This window comes from Sphingomonas sp., assembly GCF_032114135.1.
Taxonomy (GTDB): Bacteria; Pseudomonadota; Alphaproteobacteria; order Sphingomonadales; family Sphingomonadaceae; genus Sphingomonas.
Window position 1 is genome coordinate 2,449,475 of sequence record NZ_DAMCTA010000001.1, and the last position, 22,987, is coordinate 2,472,461.

The 22,987-nt window shown below is 67.5% G+C and carries 21 protein-coding genes and 1 riboswitch; of the genes, 12 read left to right on the forward strand and 9 right to left on the reverse strand.

Annotated elements, in window-relative coordinates:
• Window positions 1-6 precede the first annotated feature (6 nt).
• The 4 genes from RT655_RS11645 to crtY all read right to left on the reverse strand — a co-directional run bounded on the left by RT655_RS11645 (window position 7) and on the right by crtY (window position 4,407).
• Window positions 7-930 (reverse strand): phytoene/squalene synthase family protein, encoded by a 924-nt coding sequence (locus RT655_RS11645; protein ID WP_313536797.1) that lies wholly within the window; start codon window positions 928-930, stop codon window positions 7-9.
• Window positions 930-1,511, reverse strand: a complete 582-nt coding sequence (locus tag RT655_RS11650) for a TIGR00730 family Rossman fold protein (RefSeq protein ID WP_313536798.1) — start codon at window positions 1,509-1,511, stop codon at window positions 930-932. Before RT655_RS11650 ends, RT655_RS11645 begins: the two co-directional genes overlap by 1 nt.
• A gap of 257 nt (window positions 1,512-1,768) precedes the next feature.
• Entirely contained in the window at window positions 1,769-3,250 is a 1,482-nt protein-coding gene (locus RT655_RS11655) for a phytoene desaturase (RefSeq protein ID WP_313536799.1), read from the reverse strand.
• On the reverse strand, window positions 3,250-4,407 hold the full coding sequence (gene crtY, locus RT655_RS11660) for a lycopene beta-cyclase CrtY (RefSeq protein WP_313536800.1): 1,158 nt from the start codon (window positions 4,405-4,407) through the stop codon (window positions 3,250-3,252). The genes RT655_RS11655 and crtY overlap by 1 nt, the downstream gene beginning before the upstream one ends.
• Before the next feature lie 198 nt (window positions 4,408-4,605).
• On the opposite strand from crtY, the gene RT655_RS11665 reads away from it, so the two are divergent.
• Entirely contained in the window at window positions 4,606-5,400 is a 795-nt protein-coding gene (locus RT655_RS11665; RefSeq protein WP_313536801.1) for a PEPxxWA-CTERM sorting domain-containing protein, read from the forward strand.
• A gap of 40 nt (window positions 5,401-5,440) precedes the next feature.
• Here RT655_RS11665 and RT655_RS11670 read toward each other — a convergent pair whose 3' ends face one another.
• Entirely contained in the window at window positions 5,441-7,906 is a 2,466-nt protein-coding gene (locus tag RT655_RS11670) for a TonB-dependent receptor domain-containing protein (protein WP_313536802.1), read from the reverse strand.
• A 189-nt stretch (window positions 7,907-8,095) separates the two neighbouring features.
• On the opposite strand from RT655_RS11670, the gene RT655_RS11675 reads away from it, so the two are divergent.
• The 4 genes from RT655_RS11675 (at window position 8,096) to thiC (ending at window position 12,302) form a co-directional block, all read left to right on the forward strand.
• Window positions 8,096-8,893 (forward strand): sterol desaturase family protein, encoded by a 798-nt coding sequence (locus RT655_RS11675; RefSeq protein ID WP_313536803.1) that lies wholly within the window; start codon window positions 8,096-8,098, stop codon window positions 8,891-8,893.
• 10 nt (window positions 8,894-8,903) lie between these two features.
• A complete protein-coding gene (locus tag RT655_RS11680; RefSeq protein ID WP_313536956.1) occupies window positions 8,904-9,242 on the forward strand; it encodes a DUF2141 domain-containing protein in 339 nt (112 codons plus the stop codon).
• A gap of 65 nt (window positions 9,243-9,307) precedes the next feature.
• Complete coding sequence (locus RT655_RS11685) at window positions 9,308-10,162, forward strand: MipA/OmpV family protein (RefSeq protein ID WP_313536804.1); 855 nt, start codon at window positions 9,308-9,310, stop codon at window positions 10,160-10,162.
• Between the two features lie 113 nt (window positions 10,163-10,275).
• A riboswitch (TPP riboswitch) is annotated at window positions 10,276-10,386 on the forward strand.
• A 44-nt stretch (window positions 10,387-10,430) separates the two neighbouring features.
• The gene (gene thiC / locus RT655_RS11690; RefSeq protein WP_313536805.1) at window positions 10,431-12,302 is read left to right on the forward strand and encodes a phosphomethylpyrimidine synthase ThiC; all 1,872 of its coding nucleotides are present in this window, start codon (window positions 10,431-10,433) and stop codon (window positions 12,300-12,302) included.
• A 36-nt stretch (window positions 12,303-12,338) separates the two neighbouring features.
• On the opposite strand, the gene RT655_RS11695 is transcribed toward thiC, so the two are convergent.
• The 3 genes from RT655_RS11695 to ung are packed head-to-tail and all read right to left on the reverse strand — an operon-like array spanning window position 12,339 to window position 13,559.
• A complete protein-coding gene (locus RT655_RS11695) occupies window positions 12,339-12,605 on the reverse strand; it encodes a type II toxin-antitoxin system RelE/ParE family toxin (protein ID WP_313536806.1) in 267 nt (88 codons plus the stop codon).
• Entirely contained in the window at window positions 12,589-12,807 is a 219-nt protein-coding gene (locus tag RT655_RS11700; protein ID WP_313536807.1) for a TraY domain-containing protein, read from the reverse strand. The genes RT655_RS11695 and RT655_RS11700 overlap by 17 nt, the downstream gene beginning before the upstream one ends.
• 53 nt (window positions 12,808-12,860) lie before the next feature.
• Window positions 12,861-13,559: a uracil-DNA glycosylase gene (gene ung, locus RT655_RS11705; RefSeq protein WP_313536808.1), complete on the reverse strand. Its 699-nt coding sequence runs from the start codon at window positions 13,557-13,559 to the stop codon at window positions 12,861-12,863.
• Window positions 13,560-13,682: 123 nt separating this feature from the next.
• Here ung and RT655_RS11710 point away from each other — a divergent pair, with 123 nt between their 5' ends.
• Window positions 13,683-14,225: a hypothetical protein gene (locus tag RT655_RS11710; RefSeq protein WP_313536809.1), complete on the forward strand. Its 543-nt coding sequence runs from the start codon at window positions 13,683-13,685 to the stop codon at window positions 14,223-14,225.
• Window positions 14,226-14,247: 22 nt separating this feature from the next.
• On the opposite strand, the gene ubiG is transcribed toward RT655_RS11710, so the two are convergent.
• On the reverse strand, window positions 14,248-14,979 hold the full coding sequence (gene ubiG / locus RT655_RS11715) for a bifunctional 2-polyprenyl-6-hydroxyphenol methylase/3-demethylubiquinol 3-O-methyltransferase UbiG (protein WP_313536810.1): 732 nt from the start codon (window positions 14,977-14,979) through the stop codon (window positions 14,248-14,250).
• A 58-nt stretch (window positions 14,980-15,037) separates the two neighbouring features.
• Between ubiG and RT655_RS11720 the strand changes: the two genes are divergently transcribed.
• The 6 genes from RT655_RS11720 to tilS all read left to right on the forward strand — a co-directional run bounded on the left by RT655_RS11720 (window position 15,038) and on the right by tilS (window position 22,953).
• The gene (locus RT655_RS11720) at window positions 15,038-16,309 is read left to right on the forward strand and encodes an aspartate kinase (protein ID WP_313536811.1); all 1,272 of its coding nucleotides are present in this window, start codon (window positions 15,038-15,040) and stop codon (window positions 16,307-16,309) included.
• Between the two features lie 67 nt (window positions 16,310-16,376).
• Window positions 16,377-17,408: an NAD(P)H-dependent flavin oxidoreductase gene (locus RT655_RS11725; protein ID WP_313536812.1), complete on the forward strand. Its 1,032-nt coding sequence runs from the start codon at window positions 16,377-16,379 to the stop codon at window positions 17,406-17,408.
• A gap of 260 nt (window positions 17,409-17,668) precedes the next feature.
• Window positions 17,669-19,945 carry a phosphoenolpyruvate--protein phosphotransferase gene (gene ptsP, locus RT655_RS11730; RefSeq protein ID WP_313536813.1) on the forward strand — a complete coding sequence of 759 codons (2,277 nt, stop codon included), beginning with the start codon at window positions 17,669-17,671 and terminating at the stop codon, window positions 19,943-19,945.
• A 123-nt stretch (window positions 19,946-20,068) separates the two neighbouring features.
• The gene (locus RT655_RS11735; protein WP_313536814.1) at window positions 20,069-20,977 is read left to right on the forward strand and encodes a helix-turn-helix domain-containing protein; all 909 of its coding nucleotides are present in this window, start codon (window positions 20,069-20,071) and stop codon (window positions 20,975-20,977) included.
• A gap of 82 nt (window positions 20,978-21,059) precedes the next feature.
• Window positions 21,060-21,962, forward strand: coding sequence for an outer membrane protein assembly factor BamD (locus RT655_RS11740; RefSeq protein ID WP_313536815.1), 903 nt, complete (start codon window positions 21,060-21,062; stop codon window positions 21,960-21,962).
• The gene (gene tilS / locus RT655_RS11745) at window positions 21,940-22,953 is read left to right on the forward strand and encodes a tRNA lysidine(34) synthetase TilS (protein ID WP_313536816.1); all 1,014 of its coding nucleotides are present in this window, start codon (window positions 21,940-21,942) and stop codon (window positions 22,951-22,953) included. Before RT655_RS11740 ends, tilS begins: the two co-directional genes overlap by 23 nt.
• Window positions 22,954-22,987 lie beyond the last annotated feature (34 nt).

A 22,987-nucleotide genomic window follows, 5' to 3' on the forward strand; every position in this document is an offset into this window, starting at 1 on the left:
ACCGGCTCAGCGCGGCCGGGTCCAGAGACCTGCCGGTCGCGATGTCGGCGCGCGTCGGCGCGCTTCGTTCCAGGCTTTGATAATCGCGCCGAGCTTCTCGCCGCCCGAGGTGGTGGTGCGGCTGTCCCAGGCCTGCGGGCCCCGCGCCCGCACCTTGCGCGCGATTCCGCCATAGATGTCGGCCGCCGCCAGCACCGCCCAGGCCGAGCGGAACGACAGCGCCGCCGCGCCGCCGCGTGCGCTGATTTCATAGCCTTCCGCACGATCCGCCAGCCGCGTGCCGAGGATGGCGAGCGCAGCGCGGTTGGCCATCGGATCGGCCGCCGTGAGCCCCACTTCGGCGAGCCAGTCAGCGGGCAAATAGCAGCGTCCCGCTTCGGCATCCTCGCCGATGTCGCGCGCGATGTTGGCGAGCTGGAAGGCGAGGCCGAGGTCGCAGGCGCGATCGAGCACCGCGTCGTCCTCGGGCTGCACGCCCATCACCACCGCCATCATGCAGCCGACGACGCCCGCGACATGGTAGCAATAGCGCAGCAGATCCTCCTCGGTCTGCGGACGCCAGTCCTCGGCGTCGAGCGCAAAGCCGTCGATCAGGTCCCAGGCGAAGCGGTGCGGCATGCCCGTCTCGGCGGCGACGATGCGCAGCGCGTCGAACGCCGAATCGCCGACCCAATGGCCCGCCAGCGCAGCCGCGGTACGTTCGCGGACCTCGGCCAGCCGCGCCGCCGGATCGACGACGCGGGTCATGCCATGGCCATGGTCCTGGCCGTCGACGATGTCGTCGCAGCGGCGGCACCAGGCGTAGAGCAGCCAGGCGCGTTCGCGGGTCTCGGGATCGAACAGCTTGCTGGCCGCGGCAAAGCTGCGCGAGCCGCGGGCGATCGACTCGCCCGCGGTCGCGACGATCGCATCGCGGCCGGGAAAGCGCATTACAGCTGTTCGCGGCGCAGCTGCGCGATCGGCACCACCGGCTGCGCCTCGGCCATCTTGGTCAGCAGCCCGTCGATGGTGGAATCGACCAGCAGCAGCCCCTGGTGCTGGGGCCGCACGAAGCCGACGGTGCCCATATGCTCCCAGAACTCGACCAGCTTGTCATAATAGCCGGCGATGTTGAGCAGCCCGATCGGATCGGCATGATAGCCGAGCTGCGCCCAGCTCATCGCCTCCCACAACTCGTCCATCGTGCCGGTGCCGCCGGGCAGGTTGATGAAGCCGTCGGCCAGCTCGGTGAAGCGCGCCTTGCGCTCGTGCATTGTCTCGCAGACTTCGAGGCTGGTGAGGCCGTGATGCGCGACCTCGGCATTGACGAGCAGCGTCGGGATCACGCCGATCACCTCGCCACCGGCCTCCAGCGCCGCATCGGCGACCGCGCCCATCAGGCCAAGCCGGCCACCGCCATAGACGACGCCGATGCCGCGCTCGGCGAGCGTGCGGCCAAGGGTGCGGGCGGCTTCGATATAGACCGGATCGGCCGGGCTGGCCGAGCCGCAATAGACGGCGATACGCTTCATCATGTGCTCCTGTGGCGGGGCTGATAGCGTGTTTTGGCGGGGAGGGAGAGACTTCTTCTTAGCCCCTCCTCCTTGGAGGAGGGGTTGGGGGTGGAGGGATTCCAGAACATCTGCTGGTCTCGGTGAGACACTGCCCCACCCCAACCCCGCATCAGGTGAACAGCGCCCCGCGCTGTTCAGGCGCTGGTGGGAGCAGCGGCGACCGATGCGCCTGAAGGGGAGGGGCTTGAGTCCGGGGGATCCCTTGTATCCCTCGTTTAGGCCCCGATCTCGCCCAGCATCAGCTCGGCGGTAGCCTTGGCGCTCCCCACCACGCCCGGAATGCCCGCGCCCGGATGCGTGCCCGCACCCACGAAATACAGGTTCGAGATCGCGTCGTCGCGATTGTGCACGCGGAACCAGGCGCTCTGTGTCAGGATCGGCTCCAGGCTGAAGCCCGAGCCGTGATGCGCGGCGAGATCGTCGCGGAAGTCGGTCGGCGCATAGTGGAACTTGGTGACGATCCGTTCGGCCAGATCGGGGATCAGCCGGCGCTGGACCTCCGCCAGGATCCGCGATTCGAGGATCGGCCCCACCTCGTTCCAGTCGGCCGGGAACTTGCCGAGATGCGGCACCGGCGCCAGCGCGTAGAAGGTCGAATGCCCCTCGGGCGCCATGCTCGGGTCGGACGCGCTCGGATGGTGGAGATAGAGCGAGAAATCCTCGCTCACCACGCCGTGGGTGTAGATGTCGTCGAGCAGCCCCTTATAGCGCGGGCCGAACAGGATCATGTGGTGCGGAATGTCGGGGAAGGTCCCGCGCAGCCCGAAATGCACGACGAAGAGCGAGGGCGAGAAGCGCTTGTTGACGAGCTTGCCCGCGGTTCGCCGCGCGCTGCGCGAGTTGCGCAGCAGGTCGCGATAGCTGTGGACGATATCGGCGTTGCTCGCGACCGCATCGACCTCGATCTCGAAGCCGCTATGCGTACGCACACCAACGACGCGGTCGCCCAGCGTCAGGATCTCGTCGACCGGGTCGCCGATCCGCACCATGCCGCCCAACCGCTCGAAATGCGTGATCATCCCGGCGATCAGCCGGTTGGTGCCGCCCTCGGCCCACCAGACGCCGCCGTCGCGCTCGAGCTTGTGGATCAGCGCATAGATGCTGCTGGTCGCCATCGGGTTGCCGCCGACGAGCAGCGTGTGGAACGACAGCGCCTCGCGCAGCTTCTCGTTCTTCACATAGCCCGCGACCACCGAATAGACCGAGCGCCAAGCCTGGTTCTGCATCAGCGCCGGCGCGGCCTTCAGCATCGACTTGAAGTCGAGGAACGCCTTGGCGCCCAGCTTCACATAGCCTTCCTGATAGACGCGCTCGGAATAATCGAGGAACTTGCGATAGCCGGCGATGTCGCTCGCATCGAGCTTGGCGATCTCGCCCGCCAGCACGGCATCGTCGTTGGTATAGTCGAAGGTCGTGCCGTCCGGCCAGGACAGGCGGTAGAACGGCGTGACCCGCTTGAGGTTCACATCCTCTGAAATGTCGTGGCCCGAGAGGCGCCAGAGTTCCTTGAGCGCGTCCGGATCGGTGATCACCGTCGGCCCGCCGTCGAAGGTGAAGCCGTCGCGCTCCCAATAATAGGCGCGGCCGCCCGGCTTGTCCCGCGCTTCGATGACGGTGGTATCGACGCCTGCCGACTGGAGGCGAATGGCAAGGGCGAGGCCGCCGAACCCGGCGCCGATCACGACTGCGCGGCGCATCAGCGACCCCAGATCGCGGAAAGCGCGCGGCCCACCGGCACCGGCGGCTTGCCCGAAAGTACGCGGACACGGTCTCCCCAGGTCGATTGTGCGGCGTAGAAGCGCTGGATCAGTCCTGCGTCCAGTCGGTAAAATCGTTCCAGCACGCGATAGCGCTCCTCGGGTTCGGCCGCTTTGAACAGCATTGCGGCGAGCATGCGATAGAAGCCGCGCTTGCGCCAGAGCGCGTGCGAATAGCCATATAGCATTTGGTGCAGCGCCTCGCCCGAATAGTCGCGGGTGTCGGCGATCAGTGCGGCAGTGCGGATCGCGTCGGGGAAGGAATAGCCGGTCATCGGGTGGAACAGCCCGGCCTTCATCCCCGCCTTGGCGATACCGCGGCCGCCGGCGGCCCAATAGGCGGCATGGTCGCCGCCCATCGCCACCGGCAGGCTGCCCACTTCCTCGCGCAGCACGCGATCGACCTGCCAGCCCGCGGCATCGGCATAGGCCTCGATCCGGTCGCCGGTCGCGAGCACGTCGATCGACGGCGTATCGCTGTAATAGGTATCTTCGACGAACATCCGCGTCGGGCTGAACGGCAGGCAGTAGACGAACCGGTAGCCGTCGATCTGCGGCACGGTTGCGTCCATGATCACCGGGCGCGTCACGTCATGCAGGTCGTTGAGGACCAGTTCGGCGCCGTGGAATTTCTGCCAGCCGAGCTGGAGTGCGCTGGTATCGCCGACGCCGCGGCAATCGATCACGCCCTCGGCCTCGACGAGGTCACCGTCGGCCAGCGCGACCGCGGTGGGGGTGACGTCCGCCGCCTCGCGCTCGAGCAACAGGCTCTTCTCGCCCAGTTCGGCGCGCACCACGCGATCCAAATGGTCGGACTCGACCGAATAATAGCGCGACGGCAGGCTGCGGAAATGGCCGGGAAAGGCGACGTCATAGCCGCTCCAGCCATGGCCGATCAGCGGCGCCGACAGCCAGCGATGCTCGGGCGCGACATCGTCGGCGAAGAACGACCAGAGGTGATTGCCGCCGACCCGCGCCGAGCCTTCGATCAGCCGAACGGTGCAATCGGGTTTCTTCTTCCGGATTGCCAGCGCGATAAGCCCGCCGGCAAGGCCGCCGCCGACAATGGCGACGTCACAACTGATGGTTGAAGGCATCGCCGTCGCCTAGCCCAAGGGCGGGGGTGTGGGAACCCCGCCCTTGGGGGCGTGGCGCAAAACGGTCGCTGGCCGGGGGCGCTCCGGCGCAGCCCCAAGTCGTTCATTTTATTTTAACTATCGTCACATGACTTGCACACTTCGCTCCTAATGCCGGGCAACCGTGTTTGCGGTTTGTGAAGTAGGGGAACCAAAGCAATGCAGAACAAGCTTTTTGGCGCGACGCTGGTCGCCGCCACGCTGCTCGGCGCGCCCGTCGCGCAGGCCCAGGTCGCGCTGACGACCAAGACCTACACCCAGGATTTCAACACGCTGGCGACCAGCGGCACCAGCAAGGCGCTGCCCACCGGCTGGAAGCTCGACGAGCGCGGCAGCAGCACCGCGGGTTCGGACGACGCCTATGCGACGACCAACGCCAATACCGGCACTGCCTATGCCTTCGGTACCGGCAGCGAGCGCGCGCTGGGCAGCGTCGCCTCGGGCACCGCGACGCCGATCCTGTTCGGCGCCTTCTTCACCAACGCGCTGGGCGGCGCGATCGAGTCGCTGACGCTCAACTATTTCGGCGAACAATGGCGCCTCGGCACCGCCAGCAGCGACCGGCTGAGCTTCGAATATTCACTCAACGCCACGTCGCTGTCGAACGGCAGCTGGACCGCGTTCAGCGCGCTCGACTTCGCCAGCATCAAGAATGGCACGGGTTCGGGCAGTTCGAGCAGCGCGCTGGACGGCAATGCCGCGGGCAATCGGGCAGACATCAGCGCGACGATCGGCAATCTGCTGATCGCCGATGGCAGCGGGTTCGCGATCCGCTGGACCGATCGTGACGTCGGCGGCTCGGACCATGGCCTCGCGATCGACGACCTCACGCTCATCGCCACGCTGGCGCCGAGCGCGGTCCCCGAACCGGCGTCTTGGGCACTGCTGATCGGCGGCTTCGGCTTCGCCGGCGCCGCGCTGCGCCGCCGCGCCAAGAAGGCGGTCTTCGCCTGAAAACTGGAGGAGGCGCCGACGGACGGCGCCTCCTTTCCGGTCAGAAGTCGAGCTTGGCCGAGAGCGAGACGGTGCGGCCGTTGATCGCGCGGCCCCAACCGATGCCGTTGGTCGGCACTTCGCTCTGGTTGAACTCGAAGAAGCCGACCTGGTCGAACAGATTGCTCGCGTTGAGCATCACCCGCACCCGATCGACCGGCTTCACCGCCAGGAAGGCGTTGACCACGGTGAAGCCCGGCATTTTGAGCAGGTTGCTGTCCTGCGCATAGCTGCTGGTGATCGTCACCACATTGGCGCCCAGCGTCATCCGGCGCAGTTCGATCTGCGGGGTGGCCTCCAGCGTCCAGGCGGGCTGGTGGCGCGGTTCCTTGCCGGTCAGAGTCGGATCGAGGAAGTCCCTGGTGATCTTGGCGGTCGTGTAGGTCGCACCCGCGGTGATGCTGAAAATGCCGCGCCGATAGCCGCCTTCCATTTCCACCCCGGTCGCCCGGTAGCTGCGAATGGTCTGGTTGGCCGAGCCGTTGAGGACATTGTGGTCGTCCGCGGTCGCGCGGAAGGCCGTGACGTTGAACGTTGCGCCCGCCTTGCGGAACTTGAACCCGCCTTCGAGCTGGCGGACCTCGTCATATTTGTCCGCTGCATTGGGTACGCTGCCATCGATCGTGCTCACCGCGGGGGTGAACAGGATCTTGTCGGCATTGGCGCGGGCGCCGCGGCTGTAGCGGGCGAAGACCGAGAAGGGCTCGGCGACGCGGTAGTTGACGCCGCTCGAATAGCTCCAATAGCCATAATTGTAGCGGACCGGCGCGGGCGTATCGAGCGGCAGGAAGGCGACGCGGGTTTCGGGTGCCGAGATCAGGCCGTTGCCGTTGATGTCGTAGCGGATCAGCCCGACGCGTCCGCCGCCCAGATCGGCGCCGATCAGCGAACCACGCACGCGGCCCCGATCATAGCGGACGCTGCCGCCGATCGAGAGCTTGCCGACATGATAGTTCACCGAGCCATAGGGCGCGAGGATGCCATACGACACGTCGAAGATGCGACGGAATTTGCTGCCGTTGCGGCTGAACGTGTAATAGCCGCTCTGGGTCTGAGCGACGCCGCCGGCGCTGGTGATGTCGACCATCGCGGTCCGGCCGTCGCCGGCGACGTCGGTGTCGATACCCGAATGCAGCCACACCGCACGCAGCTTCTGGTTCGCCTTGTACAGGCCGCCGGTGACGGTCAGGTCGCCGCGGCCCAGCTTCCAGACGCGGGTTGCCCGGACGTCGTTGGTGAAATTGTCGAGTGATCGGATGCGGGTCTGCGCCATGTAGTTGAAGGACAGCAGGCCATTGCCGTTGGCGTTCACCGGCACGAGCTTGCCGATGTTCGGGCCGCTGGCATAGGTCGCCACTGCTCCCGCGCCCGCCTGCGAGGCGGCGATCGTCGCGATCGGGCCAACGGCGGAGGGGAAGACGCGGAGGAAGTCGCCCGAGTTGGCCGAATAGCGGGCGCGCTCGCTGACCGTGATCCCGGCGACATCGAACTGCGCCTCCAGGCCGATCGCCTTGCTCTTGGCGTGCATGCCGTTGGCGACGTCGTAGCGGGCGAGCTTGTTGTCGCCGTCCAGCGTCGTCACCGGGCCGATGAACGGCGAGAGCAGCGAATCCTTGCGGATGTCGAATCCGCTGACGCTCTCGACGACGGGATGGTCGTTGGTGCCGGTGATCCTGATCGGATAGGGCGCGAAGGTGGGCGAGCGATCGTCGAGCCACTTGCCGCTTACCCGTACATAGCCGCCAGCGAATTGTTTGGTGACGTTGGCTCGGATCTGGCCACCCTTGTAGCCGGTGAAGCCGATGTTGCGCGGGCCCTCGCCGGTGCGATAATAGCCGCCGACATGGAAGCGCCAGCCATCGCCGATCGGCTGGCCATAGTCCATGTCCACGCGCTTCTCGCCATAATCGAGCCCGACCGTGGCCTGCACCGCGCCGCCCCGCGTTTCGCCGGTCTTGGAGATCAGGTTGATCACCCCGCCCGGCGCATTGGACGAGAAGGTCGACCCCGAGCCGCCGCGGATCGACTCGATCGCCGCGACGTTGAAATCGGCGCGCATGAACACGTCGACGCCGACGTTAAAGATGTCGCCGAATTCGAGCACCGGCAGCCCGTCTTCCTGAAACTGCATATATTTGGAGCCGCCGGCCGCCAGCGGCAGGCCGCGCACCGTATAGTTCGCGTTGCCCTCGCCGATTCCGCTCTCGACGCGCAGACCGGGCATGGTGCGGAGTATGTCACCCAGGGGGCGCGGACCCAGTTTCTCGAACTCGCCGGCGCGATAGGCACTGGTCGAGGTCGCGCTGTCCAGCCGGTCGCGACCCTTGGCGACGCCGGTGGAGAAGACTTCCTTCTCGGGTAGTTGCGCTACGCTGTTGGGCTTTGGCGCATCCTCTTTCGACTGAGCGAGGGCAGGATGGATGCTGACGACCGAGCAGAAGGTGAGCAGCAGATACCGCAGTTTCACGATGACCTCTCCCAGCCCATGATGATTGTTCTTTGGGCAATGCCATCTAGGCGGGCGGTCATTGAGATATCGGTGCCGGAGCGCCTCGTAGAACTACCAATGTTACTGGGCGGCAACAGTTGGTGCCGGCGCAGGATCGGGTTTGCGCCGGATTGCCGCTCGCCGCACGAAGGGGTAGCAGCGGCAGCCATGGACATCGCCCTTGCCATCCTCGTCTCCGCGATCGCCATGACGGTGATCGTCGGCGTGCGCTACGTCGCGGCCTCGGCGGGGTTTGCGCTGGCGACGCGGCTGCGCCATCCCGGCCTCTACGCCGGCCAATCCAGGCAAATCCGCAGGGAAATCCGCTGGAGCCTCGCCTCGGCGGCGATCTACGGCATCCCCGCGGGCATCGTTGCCTGGGGGTGGAAGGCGGAAGGCTGGACGCGGATCTATGGCGACCTCCACGCCTATCCGTTATGGTATCTGCCGCTGTCGGTGCTGGTCTACCTCTTCCTGCACGACACCTGGTTCTACTGGACGCACCGGGCGATGCACGTGCCCGCGCTGTTCCGCCGCTATCATGCCGTCCATCACGCCAGCCGCCCGCCCACCGCCTGGGCGGCGATGAGCTTCCATTGGGGCGAGGCGCTGTCGGGCGCGATCGTCATTCCGCTGCTGGTCTTCGCGATTCCCATTCATGTCGGCGCGCTCGGCTTGGTCCTGACGATCATGACGGTTATGGGAGTGACCAATCATATGGGCTGGGAGATTTTCCCGGCCTGGATGTGGCGGGGGCCGCTGGGCGCATGGCTGATCACGGCAAGCCATCACCAGCGGCATCATGAGCGATATGGGTGCAATTATGGACTATATTTCCGGTTCTGGGACCGGCTGTGCGGGACCGACCAGGGGTTGGGGCGGTTCGATCCTGCGGCGCGGCGCCTGGGCCCTGGTCGCGCTGCCGCTGCTGACCAGCGCCGCGCCGCTGGCGACGCTGGAGCTTGATTTCACCAAGCTGCGCTCGACGCGCGGGCTGCTTCAGATCTGCATTGCGCCGGCTGCGAGCCAGTTCCCCGATTGCCGCGATGGGCACGGCGCCATCAAGCGGACCATCCCCGCCGCCGACGGCAAGCTGCGCCTGAGCGGCCTCGCCCCCGGCGATTACGCCGTGGCGGTGATCCACGACGCCAATGGCAACGGCAAGCTGGATACCTTCATGGGCATTCCCCGCGAAGGATTCGGCTTTTCGCGCAACCCGGTCATAGGCTTCGGTCCGCCGCGCTTTTCCGCCGCGCAATTTCCGCTCGAGGGCGGCAGCGATCGGCAGGAAGTGAAGCTGCGCTATTTGCTGTAGGAACTGCGCGGGCGTGCAGGCGTTGCGGGGGTTCTGATCTTCCGATCCCCTTCCCGGAGTAACCCATGTCCTTCCTGCGTACTGCGGCGAGCGCCGCCCTTGTTTCGCTCCCGCTGTTCGCGGCGGCGCCCGCGTTCGCCCAGCAAAGCACCGATTCGCCGCCCGACATGACCCGCGACACCGTGACGATCGGCGTCGGCGCGGCGACCGTGCCGAGCTATGACGGCTCGGACAAGAACGTCGTCACTGCCGCGCCGCTGGTCCGCGGCCGCGTCTCGGGCATCAACTTCGTCGTGTTGGGCAGCCGCGCCTGGGCCGACGTGATCGCCGACAACAATGGCCCCGGCTGGGATTTCCAGGCCGGCCCGCTCGTCAACGTCAACCTCAACCGCACCTCGCGGATCGACGATCGCCAGGTGGAGGCGCTCGGCAAGATCGACACCGCGGTCGAGGCGGGCGGTTTCGTCGGCATCGGCAAGCAGGGGCTGATCACCAGCGACTATGACAAGCTGACCGTGAGCTTCTCGTATCTCCACGACGTCGGCAACGTGCATAAGAGCTATGTGATGGCGCCGTCGGTCAGCTACGGCACGCCGCTCAGCCGCAAGGCCTATGTGCTGCTCAACCTCTCGGGCAACTATATGGGCAATGGCTATGCGCAGACCTATTTCGGCGTGACGCCGGGCGGCAGCGCGCGCAGTGGCCTGCCGGTCTATTATGCCCGCAAGGGGTGGAAGGACTGGACGCTGGGCGCGATGGGCAATGTTTCGCTCACCGGCGACCTTACCCATGGCCTGTCGATGGTCGGCGGCGTTGCCTATCGCCGCATGCTCGACGACGCGGCCGATTCGCCCGTTGTCCGCATCGCCGGCTCGCGCAGCCAGTGGTTCGGCGCGCTCGGGCTCGCATACACCTTCTGACCGCCGATCATCGTAGACCAGCCTTGCGCGTTGCTGCGGCTGGATCGTCCTGACCTTTGACAGGCAAGCGGCGTGTCGGGATTGCCCGGCGCGCCGCTTGCGCGTAGACGAGTGTCCATTCCCCGGGGGACCGCTGGCGCAGCGGTTGAGAGGAAGGCTGCAGCCTTCGACCCGCTGAACCTGATCCGGTTGACACCGGCGTAGGGAGGGAGGGTCTTGTTCCCCGAGGTCCGTTCGCTCTCTACGTCCGCCCAAGGAGTAGACGAGCATGGCCGACATTCCCGCCAAGACCGAAATCGGCGTTACCACCGGCCCGATCCGCGGCAGCCGCAAAATCCATGTCGGCAAGCACCGCGTCGCGATGCGCGAGATCCAGCTCGAGCCGGGCAGCGGCGAGGCACCGGTGCGCGTCTATGACACCTCGGGGCCGTATACCGATCCCAACGCCCATATCGACATCATGGCCGGCCTGCCGGCGATCCGCCGTGACTGGATCCTCGGCCGCGGCGATGTCGAGGCCTATGACGCGCGCGAAGTCCGCCCCGAGGACAATGGGCTGAAGGGCCCAGATCGCTCGGCGGGCGTGCCGCAGTTCCCGAACGTGGCCAAGCGCCCCTTGCGCGCCAAGCCGGGCATGAACGTCAGCCAGATGCACTATGCCCGGCGCGGCATCATCACGCCCGAGATGGAATATGTCGCCGAGCGCGAGAATCTCGGCCGCGAACGCCTCGCCGAATATATCCGCGATGGCCAGGACTGGGGTGCCGAAATCCCCGACTATGTGACCCCCGAATTCGTCCGCGACGAAGTGGCGCGCGGCCGGGCGATCATCCCGAACAACATCAACCATCCGGAATCGGAGCCGATGGCGATCGGCCGGAACTTCCTGGTGAAGATCAACGCCAATATCGGCAATTCCGCCGTTGCCAGCGACGTGGCGAGCGAAGTCGACAAGCTGGTCTGGTCGATCCGCTGGGGCGCGGACACGGTGATGGACCTCTCCACCGGCCGCAACATCCACGACACCCGCGAATGGATCCTGCGCAACTCGCCGGTGCCGATCGGCACGGTGCCGATCTACCAGGCGCTGGAGAAGGTGGGCGGCATCGCCGAGGACCTCACCTGGGAGATCTTCCGCGACACGCTGATCGAGCAGGCCGAGCAGGGCGTCGACTATTTCACCATCCATGCCGGCGTCCGGCTGCCGTACATTCCGATGACCGCCAAGCGCGTCACCGGCATCGTCTCGCGTGGCGGCTCGATCATGGCCAAATGGTGCCTCGCGCATCACCGCGAATCCTTCCTGTACGAGCGGTTCGACGAGATCACCGAGATCATGAAGGCCTATGACATCGCCTATTCGCTGGGCGACGGCCTGCGCCCCGGCTCGATCGCCGATGCCAATGACGAGGCGCAGTTCGCCGAGCTCTACACGCTGGGCGAGCTCACCAAGCGCGCCTGGGAGCAGGACGTGCAGGTGATGATCGAGGGCCCCGGCCATGTGCCGATGCACAAGATCAAGCAGAACATGGAAAAGCAGCTCGAGGCGTGCGGCGAGGCGCCTTTCTACACGCTCGGGCCGCTGACCACCGACATCGCGCCCGGATATGACCACATCACCAGCGGCATCGGTGCGGCGATGATCGGCTGGTATGGCACGGCGATGCTCTGCTACGTCACGCCGAAGGAGCATCTGGGCCTGCCCGATCGTGACGACGTGAAGGTGGGCGTGGTCACCTACAAGCTGGCGGCGCACGCGGCGGACCTCGCCAAGGGCCACCCGGCGGCCAAGGTGCGCGACGACGCGCTGAGCCGCGCGCGCTTCGAGTTCCGCTGGCGCGACCAGTTCAACCTGTCGCTCGATCCGGACACGGCCGAGCAGTATCATGACCAGACGCTGCCGGCCGAAGGCGCCAAGACCGCGCATTTCTGCTCGATGTGCGGGCCGAAATTCTGCTCGATGAAGATCACGCAGGAGGTCCGCGACTTTGCCGCGAAGCAGAACGCCTCGGCCGATACCTTCCTGGCGGCAACGCCGGCGACGGTGGATGCCGAGACGGGCATGGCCGAGATGAGCAAGGTGTTCCGCGAGACCGGCAGCGAGCTCTACATGGGCGCCGGCGGCCGCGAGCACGATTGAGGACGATCGAGCCGGGTGGGCGTTTCGCCCGCCCGGCTACCGATACACCTCGCGGCGGTGCCCTACCCGGACCACGATGATGACGACCCGCGCATCTTCGATCCGCGCGATGACCCAATAGTCGCCGATCCGCCACCGCCAATAGCCGCTATGCTCTCCGGTGAGCGGGGCGCCCAGCGCCCGCGAATCTTCTAGCGTTGCGATCCGCTCTTCGAGCGTCCGGAGGATGCGCCCGGCCTCTTGCTTGCCGAGCTTGCGCAGTTCCTTTGCCGCGTCCGGGGCGAATTCAATCGTCCAAGCCAAGCTCGGCCTTCAGGTCCGTCAGTGGGATCGCGTCCTCGGAGCGGAAATCCTTTATCCGCTCTTCGGCGAGGTAGAAGTCCTCAAGATCGTCGAGATGCGCCAAGATTGCCTCTCGGGCGTAGAAGGTCTTGGTTCGGCCCGTCCGGGCGGCCAGTGCCTCCAGCCGCTTTTCCGTGTCTGCGTCGATCCGTACCGCGAGCATGGCCGCCTCCTTGCTATACAAATATAGCGCGGCTAGGCGGGAGCCACAACGCCTCACCCCAGCGGCGGCAGCGCCCAGTCGATCGGCTTCTGGCCGATGCTTTCCAGAAACGCGTTCGCCTTGCTGAAATGCCGGCTCCCGAAGAACCCTGAATGCGCCGAGAGCGGCGAGGGGTGGGGGGCCTTAAGCACCAGATGTAGGCCGCCCTTGTCGATCGAGTCGACGAACGCCGCCTTTTTCTGCGCATGGGCACCCCAGAGCAGGAACACCACCGGCTCCGTCTTTGCGTTAACCAGCCGGATCACCGCGTCGGTAAAGCGCTCCCAGCCGCGGCCTTGGTGGGCGGCGGCGCGGCCCATTTCCACCGTCAGCACCGCGTTGAGCAGTAGCACGCCCTGGTCCGCCCAATGCTCGAGGAAGCCGTGCTGCGCGCGGGGGATGCCGAGGTCGGTCTCCATCTCCTTGTAGATGTTGACCAGGCTCGGCGGGGTGCGCACGCCCGGCTGTACCGAGAAGCAAAGGCCATGGGCCTGGCCCTCGCCGTGATAGGGATCCTGCCCCAGGATCACCACGCGCACCTGCTCCAGCGGCGTCAGGTCGAGCGCGCGAAACCATGCGCTGCCCGCCGGGAAGATGCGCTTCCCCGCTGCCTTCTCGGCGCGCAGATAGTCGCGCAGCGCGGCCATATAGGGCTGGGCGAATTCCTCCTCGAGGGGGGCGAGCCAGCTCGGGTGCAGCTTGATCGTCGACATGGCCGCAGCTGTTCCGGCCCCGGCCGGCGCTGTCAATCGCCGCGTATTGACAGCGTTGACGCAAACGATAGCTTTCGACGCACAAGAAGCGTTCGACAACGACGATCAAGGAGGAGGGGTGCCATGAACCTATGGCGGATCATGTTCGCGTGCTGGCTCGGCGTGGCTGCGCTGCCTGCGCAGGCGCAGAGCGACGTTTCCAAGCAGATCATCAACGCACCGGCGCCGGAAAGCTTCGCCGTCTACGGCCTGTCGGGGCAGCCTTCGGTGGTGAAGGACAAGAATGTGCAGGGCGGCCGGGCGCTGCGCATCGCGATCCCGGCGGCATCGGACCAGCCCTGGACGATCGGCCTCAACTCGGCCGTCAACCAGCCGGTGAAGAAGGGCGACAAGCTGGTGATCGCGGTGTGGGCGCGCGCCTCGGCCCTGCCCGAAGGGGCGGCGACTGCGAAGATCGCCGGGATCCAGCTCGGCCTGTCCAAGGCGCCCTATACGCCGGTGTTCCGCGGCGAGGCTGCGGTGGGCGGCACCTGGCAGATGGTCCATGCCGATGGCGTGGCCGATCGTGACTATGCGGCGGGCGAGCTCACCGTGTCGCTGCAACTCGCCACGGGCAAGCAGGTGTTCGACATCGGGCCGATCCTGCTGCTCGATCTCGCCAAATAGGCGGTGACCGCCGTCCGCCCGCTCAGGCGCGGACGGCGGTCACCAGATAGTTGAGCGCGTCATGCTCGTTCACCACGAAGCCGCGGGTGGGCGAGAAGGTGAGGCCCTGGCGGTCGATCACCTTCATGCCGGCATCGGTGAGCAACGCCTCCAGCTCCTCGGGCTTGAGGAAGCGGCTCCAGTCGTGCGTGCCCTTGGGGATCGCGCCGGTGCCCTCGGCCAGCGTGATCATCGCGAGGCGCGAGAGCGGCGTGCGGTTGGGCGTGGAGAGCACCATCAGCCCGCCCTCGGCCAGCGCGCCTGCCAGCCCGCGCACAAAGGCGGCTGGATCGCTGACATGCTCGATCACCTCCATCGAGGTGACGAGGTCGAAAGTCCGGCTGGCCAGGTCCTCGATGCCGCCATGGACATAGTCGATCGGCAGCCCGGACTGTTCGGCATGCGCACGCGCCGCGCCGATATTCTCGCCCGCCGCGTCCACGCCGGTCACCCGCGCGCCGAGCCGCGCGAGCGGCTCGCACAAAAGGCCCGCACCGCAGCCCACGTCGATCGCGGTCTTGCCGCTCAGCGGCATGAAATCAGCCGAATCGCCCGACCAATGCGCGTCGATCGCGCGGCGGATATAGCCCAGCCGCGCAGGATTCAGTCGGTGGAGCATGGCGGAGGAGCCCTTCGGATTCCACCAATCGGCCGCCAGACGACCGAAATGTTCCGCTTCACGGGGGTCAATCGTAGCTATTGTTGCGTTCGGCATCGCTGGCTCCTATCAGGCTCGCCCATCTCTCCCAAGGCCAGGAAACAAGCAACCAGCCATGGCGCGTATCGTAATGAAGTTCGGCGGCACATCGATGGCCGGGATCGAGCGTATCCGCAGCGTCGCCGCCCGCGTCAAACGCGAGTGGGAGGCGGGCAACCAGGTCGCGGTGGTCGTCTCGGCGATGGCGGGCGAGACCGATCGGCTGGTCGGATTTTGCCGCGAGGCCTCGTCGCTCTACGACCCCAAGGAATATGACGTCGTCGTCTCGGCCGGCGAGCAGATCACCAGCGGCCTGCTGGCGATCGCGCTGCAGGCGATCGGCGTGCCGGCGCGCTCCTGGCTCGGCTGGCAGCTGCCGGTGCAGACCTCGGACGCCTTCGCCAAGGCGCGCATCGAGGATATCGGCACCGACGCGCTGCTCGCCAGCATGGGCAAGGGCGAAGTCGCGGTGATCCCCGGATTCCAGGGCGTGCACGAAGAGCGGATCTCCACGCTCGGCCGCGGCGGATCGGATACCTCGGCGGTGGCGGTGGCAGCGGCGGTGAAGGCCGATCGCTGCGACATCTACACCGATGTCGACGGGGTGTACACGACAGACCCGCGCATCGTGCCCCGCGCGCGCAAGCTCAAGCGCGTGACCTATGAGGAAATGCTCGAACTCGCCAGCGTCGGCGCCAAGGTGCTCCAGACCCGTTCGGTCGGCCTGGCGATGAAGGAAGGTGTTCGCGTGCAGGTGCTCTCGTCCTTCACGGGCGACGACGCGCCGATGGCAGATACATTGCCCGGGACGATGATCGTGGGCGAAGAGGAGATTCAGGACGTGGAACGCCAGCTCATCACCGGCATCGCGCATGACAAGAACGAGGCCAAGATCACCCTCACCGCGGTGCCGGACAAGCCCGGCGCGGTGGCGTCGATCTTCACGCCGCTTGCCGATGCCAGCATCAACGTGGACATGATCATCCAGAACATCGCGCACCAGAGCGCCGGCAGCGCCAGTGCTACCGATGTGACGTTCACGGTGCCGGCGGCGGATCTCGCCCGCTCGCTGGAGATCCTGGCGCAGCAGAAGGGAGCGATCGGCTTCGCCGGCATCAGCCACGACACGCGCGTGGCGAAGGTCTCGGTGGTCGGCGTCGGCATGCGCAGCCATGCCGGCGTCGCCGCGACGATGTTCCAGACGCTCGGCGCGCGCGGCATCAACATCCAGGCGATCACCACCTCCGAGATCAAGGTCTCGGTGCTGATCGAGGAAGACTATACCGAGCTGGCGGTGCGCGTGCTGCACACTGCCTATGGCCTCGACGCGGACGACGTCGCCGCCTGAGCCGGGATTCGGCAAGGGGCAGGCGCCTCTTGCCGAGCCGGGGGCGCCGGGGCTAGGCGCTGTCCCCATGAACGCACCTTCTTCGATCGGCGCCGAGCGCCTGGCCCGCCGCATGGCGCGCGGCTGCGAATTCCTGGGCAGCGAGGTCGCGATCCTCGCCGGCGCGATGTCCTGGGTATCCGAGCGCAATCTGGTCTCCGCCATGTCCAACGCAGGCGGCTTCGGCGTGATCGCGTGCGGCGCGATGACCCCGGAGTTGCTCGACGCGGAAATCGCCGCGACCAAGGCGCTGACCGACAGGCCCTTCGGCGTGAACCTGATCACCATGCATCCGCAGCTGTTCGAACTGATCGACGTGTGCGGCAAGCACGGCGTCGGTCATGTCGTGCTGGCGGGCGGGCTGCCGCCGGCGGGGGCGCTCGATGCGATCAAGGGGCACGGCGCCAAGCTGATCTGCTTCGCGCCGGCGCTGAGCCTCGCCAAGAAGCTGATCCGCTCGGGCGTCGATGCGCTCGTCGTCGAGGGCATGGAGGCCGGCGGGCATATCGGCCCGGTCTCGACCAGCGTGCTGGCGCAGGAGATTCTGCCCGAGGTCGCCGCCCAGGTGCCCGTGTTCGTCGCCGGCGGGATCGGCCGCGGCGAGGCGATTGCCGGCTATCTCGACATGGGTGCGGCCGGCGTCCAGCTCGGCACCCGCTTCGCCGCCGCGACGGAGAGCATCGCGCATCCCAATTTCAAGAAGGCGTTCATTCGCGCGTCCGCCCGCGACGCGATCGCCAGCGTCCAGATCGATCCGCGCCTGCCGGTGATCCCGGTGCGCGCGCTCAAGAATGCCGGCGGCGAGCTGTTCACTGCCAAGCAGCGCGAAGTCGCGCAGGCGCTGGACGAGGGCGGCGTCGCGATGGCCGAAGCGCAGCTCCAGATCGAGCATTACTGGGCAGGCGCGTTGCGCCGCGCAGTGATCGAGGGCGATGTCGAGCATGGCAGCGTGATGGCGGGCCAGTCGGTCGGCATGGTCACCAAGGAAGAGCCGGTCGCGACGATCATCGAGACGCTGATCGCCGAAGCCGCGCATGCGCTGGAAAAGCGCGCGGCGTGACGTGCCAATCCTCCACTGCGCAGCAGGGGAGGGGGACCATGTGCGAAGCACATGGTGGAGGGGCCGCCGCGTAGCGGCGGTCTCCCTCGAAGTCTGATCCGCGCCTCGCGGCGCGGCCCCTCCACCCCCGCCTTCGGCGGCGGTCCCCCTCCCCCAGCAAGCTGGGGGAGGATCTCGGTGGTGGAAGGGACGACCTTATTCCGCGCTTTTGCTGCGCACCCGGCTTGGCGCGGGTGCGCACAATCTGGTACCGCTGAACCATGGCCTTGACCGCAGCCGCCTCCGCCCGGGAAATCCTCACCCGCCTGCACGACCTGATGGCGAAACGGCTGCCGGTCCAGTCGAAGCTCAACTCGGTCGTCAACATCATCGGCGAGGCGCTGCACAGCGAGGTCTGCTCGATCTACCTGCTGCGCGAAGGCGTGCTCGAGCTGTTCGCGACGCGCGGGCTGGCGCAGGAGGCGGTGCACGTCACCAAGCTCGGCATGGGCGAGGGGCTGGTCGGCACGATCGCCGCGCATATCGAGACGCTCAATCTCGACGAGGCGACCAGCCACCCCAATTTCGTCCATAATCCCGAGACCGGCGAGGACCGCTTCCATAGCTTTGCCGGCGTGCCGATCATCCGCCGCGAGCGTGCGGTGGGCGTGCTCGCCGTCCAGCATGTCGATCCGCGGCGCTATGCCGATATCGAGATCGAGGCGCTGCAGACCGTGGCGATGGTGCTCTCCGAACTGATCGCCAATGCCGAGCTGATCGATGCGGCGGGCGGCACCTCGACCCGGCTCCAGCCGACCGCGGCAGGCACGATCCGCGGCTTCCGGCTGGTCGAGGGCATGGCGCGTGGCGTGGCGGTGTTCCACCAGCCGCGCATCGTCATCGAGCACACCGTGGCGGACGATACCGACGCCGAGCGGCATCGCCTCTATGCCGCGTTCGACAAGATGCGCGAGCAGATCGACCGCATGACCAGTCAGGCCGAATTCGGCATTGGCGGGGAGCATGAGGAGATCCTCGCGACCTACAAGATGTTCGCCTATGACGAGGGGTGGAGCCGCCGCATCAACGAGGCGATCGATTCCGGCCTGACCGCCGAGGCGGCGATCGAGCGCGTCCAGCAGCGCACCCGCCAGCGGATGCGCGAGATCGACGATCCGCTGCTGCGGGACCGGATGCACGATCTGGAGGACCTCTCCAACCGGCTGCTGCGCATCGTCTCGGGCCAGCTCGGCACCGCCGCGCAACTGGGATTGCGGCAGGACTCGATCCTGATCGCGCGCAACCTGGGGCCGGCCGAGCTGCTCGAATATGATCGGCGGCGGCTGAAGGGCGTGGTGCTGGAGGAAGGTTCGCTGACCGCGCACGTCACCATCGTCGCGCGTGCCATGGGCGTCCCCGTGCTCGGCCGGGCACGCGACGTGCGCCGTGAAGTTGCCGAGGGCGACCTGCTGCTGCTCGACGTGGGTGAGGAAAGCGTCTTCGCGCGCCCCTCGCTGGTGATGGAGGAGGCGTTCGAGGCAAAGCTCGCGCTCAGCCAGAAGCGCCGCGCGGCATTCGCCCAGCTCAAGAACGTGCCGCCGGTGACCCTGGACGGGCACCGCGTGACGCTGATGGTCAATGCGGGCCTGCGCGACGACGTCTCCGCGCTCGACCTGACCGGCGCCGACGGCATCGGCCTGTTCCGGACCGAATTCCAGTTCCTCGTCTCGGCGACGCTGCCGCAGCGCGAGGCGCAGCGGCGCCTGTACCGTGACGTGCTGGAAACCGCGGGCGACCGGCCGGTGGTGTTCCGCACCGTCGATATCGGCGGCGACAAGGCGCTGCCCTATCTCAACCATGACGAGGATGGCGAGGAAGAGAATCCCGCCATGGGCTGGCGCGCGCTGCGCCTCGCGCTCGATCGCGATGGCCTGATGAAGGCGCAGGCGCGCGCGCTGATCGAGGCGGCGGCGGGGCGGACGCTCAACGTGATGTTCCCGATGGTGTCCGAGCCGTGGGAGTTTGACCAGGCGCGCGCGCTGTTCGAAAAGCAACATGCCTGGCTGGCCGCGCGCGGACGCAAGATGCCCAACGAGATCCGCTACGGCGCGATGCTCGAGGTACCGGCGCTGGCCGAAGTGCTCGACCTGCTGCTGCCCAAGCTGCAATTCCTGTCGATCGGTACCAACGATCTGACTCAATTCCTGTTCGCCGCCGATCGTGCGCATCCCAAACTGGCGCTGCGCTACGATTGGCTGAGCCCGGCGATCCTGCGCTTCCTCAAGCGGGTGAGCGATCAGGCGCGCGCCGCGGGCGTGCCGGTGGCGGTGTGCGGCGAGATGGGCGGGCGTCCGCTGGAGGCGCTGGCGCTGATCGGGCTGGGCATCGACCGGCTGTCGATCACCCCGGCCGCGGTAGGGCCGATCAAGGCGATGCTGCGCTCGCTCGATCGCGGCGCGGTGATGGCGGCGATGGACGAGATGCTGCGGCATCCGGAGGCGCCGCTCCGCGACGTGCTGACCCGCTGGGCAGAGACGCAGGGCGTCGAACTGGCCTGACCCACCGCCGCAATGATTTCCCTCCCGGCGTTGACAGCGACACGGCCGGGAGGGCATCCCCTGCTGCACAAGGCGGACGTTCAGGGTCTAACGTGTTCGCCGGAGGACAGAATGCAAGGCGACATGCCCGAAGAATTCACCCCGTCATCCGCGCGCGCCGGCGACCGTCTGCGCGCCGCGCGCGAAGCCATGGGGCTGGATCTCCCCGAGATCGCCGCGCGTACCCGCATCCCCCAGCGCCACCTCGAAGCAATCGAGCAGGGCAGCTATTCGGGGCTGCCGTCGATCACTTATGCCAGTGGCTTCGCCAAGGCCTATGCACGCGCGGTGAATGTCGACGAGGTGTCGATCGCGCAGCAGGTCCGTGCCGAGCTCGGCCAGATCGAGCGGCCCGCGATCACGCCGGAATATCCATTGCACGAGCCGTCGCGCGCCGCGCCCAGCGGGATCGTATGGTTCGGCGTGATCGTCGCGCTGGTGATCGTCGCCGGGATCGGCATCTGGTACGGCACCGACTGGTTCCGTGGCGGCAGCACCGCGCAGGGCGACAGCCTGGCCCAGCAGATTGCGGCAACCCCGACCCCCGCAGCCGCTGCGCCGGCGCCGGCGCCAACGCCCACCGTTCCCGCGGTCGAGCACGTCACCCTCGTCGCGCGCGGCCCGGCGTGGATCCGGGTCACCGATGCGACCGGCAAGAAACTGGCCGAGAAGGAACTGGCCGCCGGCGAGCGCTATGACGTGCCGGACGATGCGGATCACCCGCGCATCCGTACCGGCCGCCCGGACCAGCTGCAGGTGCTGCTCAACGGCAGCGAAGTCGCCCCGCTCGGCACCGAGGTGAAGGTGGTCGAGGCCGAGCTGACCTCGGCCGCACTCCGTGCCCGCGGCCAGCCCGGCGCAACGCCGACGCCGACGCCGGCCGCGGCGGCAACGCCGTCGCAGCGCCGCAGCACCACCCGCGGCGACAGTATCGCCCCGACTGCCGCGCCCGCGGCGGCCACCCTGCCGGCGGGTGACACGCCCAACCCCTGAGGGGGTGGCGCAAGCGGGGGCCGCTTGGCTATAGCGGCGCCACGCCTCCGTTCCCCGGGAGGCGCGTAAGGATTGATCGACGATGCGTATTGCTCTCGCAGCGGCACTCGCCTTTGCCGCATTCGGCTTCAACGGCACCGCCATCGCCCAGGACGGCAATGTCGGCCCGCGGGTGGACAAGCTCGAGCGCGAGATGCGCGCGGTGCAGCGCAAGGTGTTCCCCGGTGGCGCCGGGATGACCGTCGAACCGCAGATCACCCAGCAGGTCGACAACACGCCCCCGGGCGTGCCCGCGACCACGCCGCTCGCCGACCTGACCCAGCGCGTCGCCGCACTGGAAAGCCAGATGCAGACGATGACCGGCCAGATCGAGCAGAACCAGTATCGCATGCGCCAGCTGGAAGAGTCGTTCGGCGCCTACAAGGCGGCCAACGATGCGCGCGTGAAGGCGCTGGAGGCGCCGCAGCCGGTCGCCGATGCCATGCCGACGGAGGGCGCTGTCGCCGCCTCGGGGGATTCTGCACCGTCCCCGGCGCAACCTTCGGGGGACCGGGCCGCCAAGGTCGCCGCGGTGGGCAAGCCGAGCACCGGCGATGCGGGCGAGGACCTGTATCTCTATGGCTTCCGCCTGTGGCAGGCAAAGCTCTATCCCGAAGCCGCCAAGGCGCTGGAGCAGTACAAGGCCAAATACCCGACCGGCAAGCGTGCCAGCTTCGCGCGCAACCTGCTCGGTCGCGCCTATCTCGACGACAACCGCGCCAATCTCGCCGCGGTCGCGCTGTATGAAAACTATACCTCGAACCCCAATGGCGAGCGCGCGGCCGACAGCCTCTATTATCTGGCGCAGGCGCTGGTGAAGCTGAAGAAGCCGGCGGGCGAGGTCTGCAAGGTCTATGAGGAGCTCAACAGCGTGTACGGCGCGTCGCTTTCGGCCGAAATGCGCGCGGGCGTCGCCAAGGGCCGTGCGGATCAGCGCTGCAAGTGACGCGTCGCTGATCGACGCGATCGCGGGCGCAGACATCGCCCGCTTTACCGACGACTGGCGCGCGGCAGCCGGGCAGATGCCCCGCGCCGAGGCACCGGTCGGCGTAGCCGTTTCGGGGGGCACGGATAGCCTCGCGCTGCTGCTCCTCGCCCGTGCCGCCTTTCCCGATGCTGTCGTCGCCGCCACGGTCGATCATGGGCTGCGTGCGGAGTCTGCGGAGGAGGCGGCGTTCGTCGCCACCATTTGCGCGCGCATCGGCGTGCCCCATGCGATCCTGCCGCCGTGCCCCGCGATGCTGGCCGGCGGTAACCTCCAGGATCGCGCGCGGGCGATGCGCTATCGCTGCCTCGCCGACTGGGCGAGCGCCGCCGGTGCTCCCTGGGTCGCCGTGGCGCACCAGCAGGATGATCTCGCCGAAACCTTCCTCCTCCGCGCCCGACGCGGGGCGGGGCTGGGCGGGATGGCCGCGATGCTGCCCCTTCGGCCGCTCGCGCGGGGCATGACGACAACGCTGGTCCGCCCGCTGCTCGGCTGGTCGCGCGTCGAACTGTCAGCGCTGGTCCACGCGGCCGGCATCGAGCCCGTCGAGGATTCCTCCAATTGCCACCCGCGCTTCGATCGCAGCCGGGTGCGAACGCTGCTCGCCGAAACCCCCGAACTGCCCCCCGCACGCCTTGCGCTCGCCGCCGCCAATCTACGCGATGCAGAAACCGCGCTGGCCTGGGTGGCCGAGCGCGAATGGGCGGCGCGCGCAGAAGTTGCGGATCGGTGGGTGGCGCTCGACCTCGCCGCTCTGCCCCGCGAACTCCGCCGCCGCCTCGTCGCCCGCGCGCTCAGGACGGTGGCCGACGCCCCGCCTCCGCGCGGTTCCGGGCTTGACCGGCTGATCGCCGCGGTGGATGCCGGGAAGGTGGCGACCTTGGCCGGAGTCGTGGTGCGACCGGGGCCCCGCTGGCGCTTCGCGCCGGCGCCCCCGCATCGATCACCATGATCGACGTTGTTCCATTGTCATTGACGCCGCCGCG

Coding starts and splice junctions, on each gene's coding strand:
- RT655_RS11645 (WP_313536797.1), bottom strand. CDS start 930: ATGCGCTTTCCCGGCCGCGATGCGATCGTCGCGACCGCGGGCGAGTCG.
- RT655_RS11650 (WP_313536798.1), bottom strand. CDS start 1,511: ATGAAGCGTATCGCCGTCTATTGCGGCTCGGCCAGCCCGGCCGATCCG.
- RT655_RS11655 (WP_313536799.1), bottom strand. CDS start 3,250: ATGCGCCGCGCAGTCGTGATCGGCGCCGGGTTCGGCGGCCTCGCCCTT.
- crtY (WP_313536800.1), bottom strand. CDS start 4,407: ATGCCTTCAACCATCAGTTGTGACGTCGCCATTGTCGGCGGCGGCCTT.
- RT655_RS11665 (WP_313536801.1), top strand. CDS start 4,606: ATGCAGAACAAGCTTTTTGGCGCGACGCTGGTCGCCGCCACGCTGCTC.
- RT655_RS11675 (WP_313536803.1), top strand. CDS start 8,096: ATGGACATCGCCCTTGCCATCCTCGTCTCCGCGATCGCCATGACGGTG.
- RT655_RS11685 (WP_313536804.1), top strand. CDS start 9,308: ATGTCCTTCCTGCGTACTGCGGCGAGCGCCGCCCTTGTTTCGCTCCCG.
- thiC (WP_313536805.1), top strand. CDS start 10,431: ATGGCCGACATTCCCGCCAAGACCGAAATCGGCGTTACCACCGGCCCG.
- RT655_RS11700 (WP_313536807.1), bottom strand. CDS start 12,807: ATGCTCGCGGTACGGATCGACGCAGACACGGAAAAGCGGCTGGAGGCA.
- ung (WP_313536808.1), bottom strand. CDS start 13,559: ATGTCGACGATCAAGCTGCACCCGAGCTGGCTCGCCCCCCTCGAGGAG.
- RT655_RS11710 (WP_313536809.1), top strand. CDS start 13,683: ATGAACCTATGGCGGATCATGTTCGCGTGCTGGCTCGGCGTGGCTGCG.
- ubiG (WP_313536810.1), bottom strand. CDS start 14,979: ATGCCGAACGCAACAATAGCTACGATTGACCCCCGTGAAGCGGAACAT.
- RT655_RS11720 (WP_313536811.1), top strand. CDS start 15,038: ATGGCGCGTATCGTAATGAAGTTCGGCGGCACATCGATGGCCGGGATC.
- RT655_RS11725 (WP_313536812.1), top strand. CDS start 16,377: ATGAACGCACCTTCTTCGATCGGCGCCGAGCGCCTGGCCCGCCGCATG.
- ptsP (WP_313536813.1), top strand. CDS start 17,669: ATGGCCTTGACCGCAGCCGCCTCCGCCCGGGAAATCCTCACCCGCCTG.
- RT655_RS11735 (WP_313536814.1), top strand. CDS start 20,069: ATGCCCGAAGAATTCACCCCGTCATCCGCGCGCGCCGGCGACCGTCTG.
- RT655_RS11740 (WP_313536815.1), top strand. CDS start 21,060: ATGCGTATTGCTCTCGCAGCGGCACTCGCCTTTGCCGCATTCGGCTTC.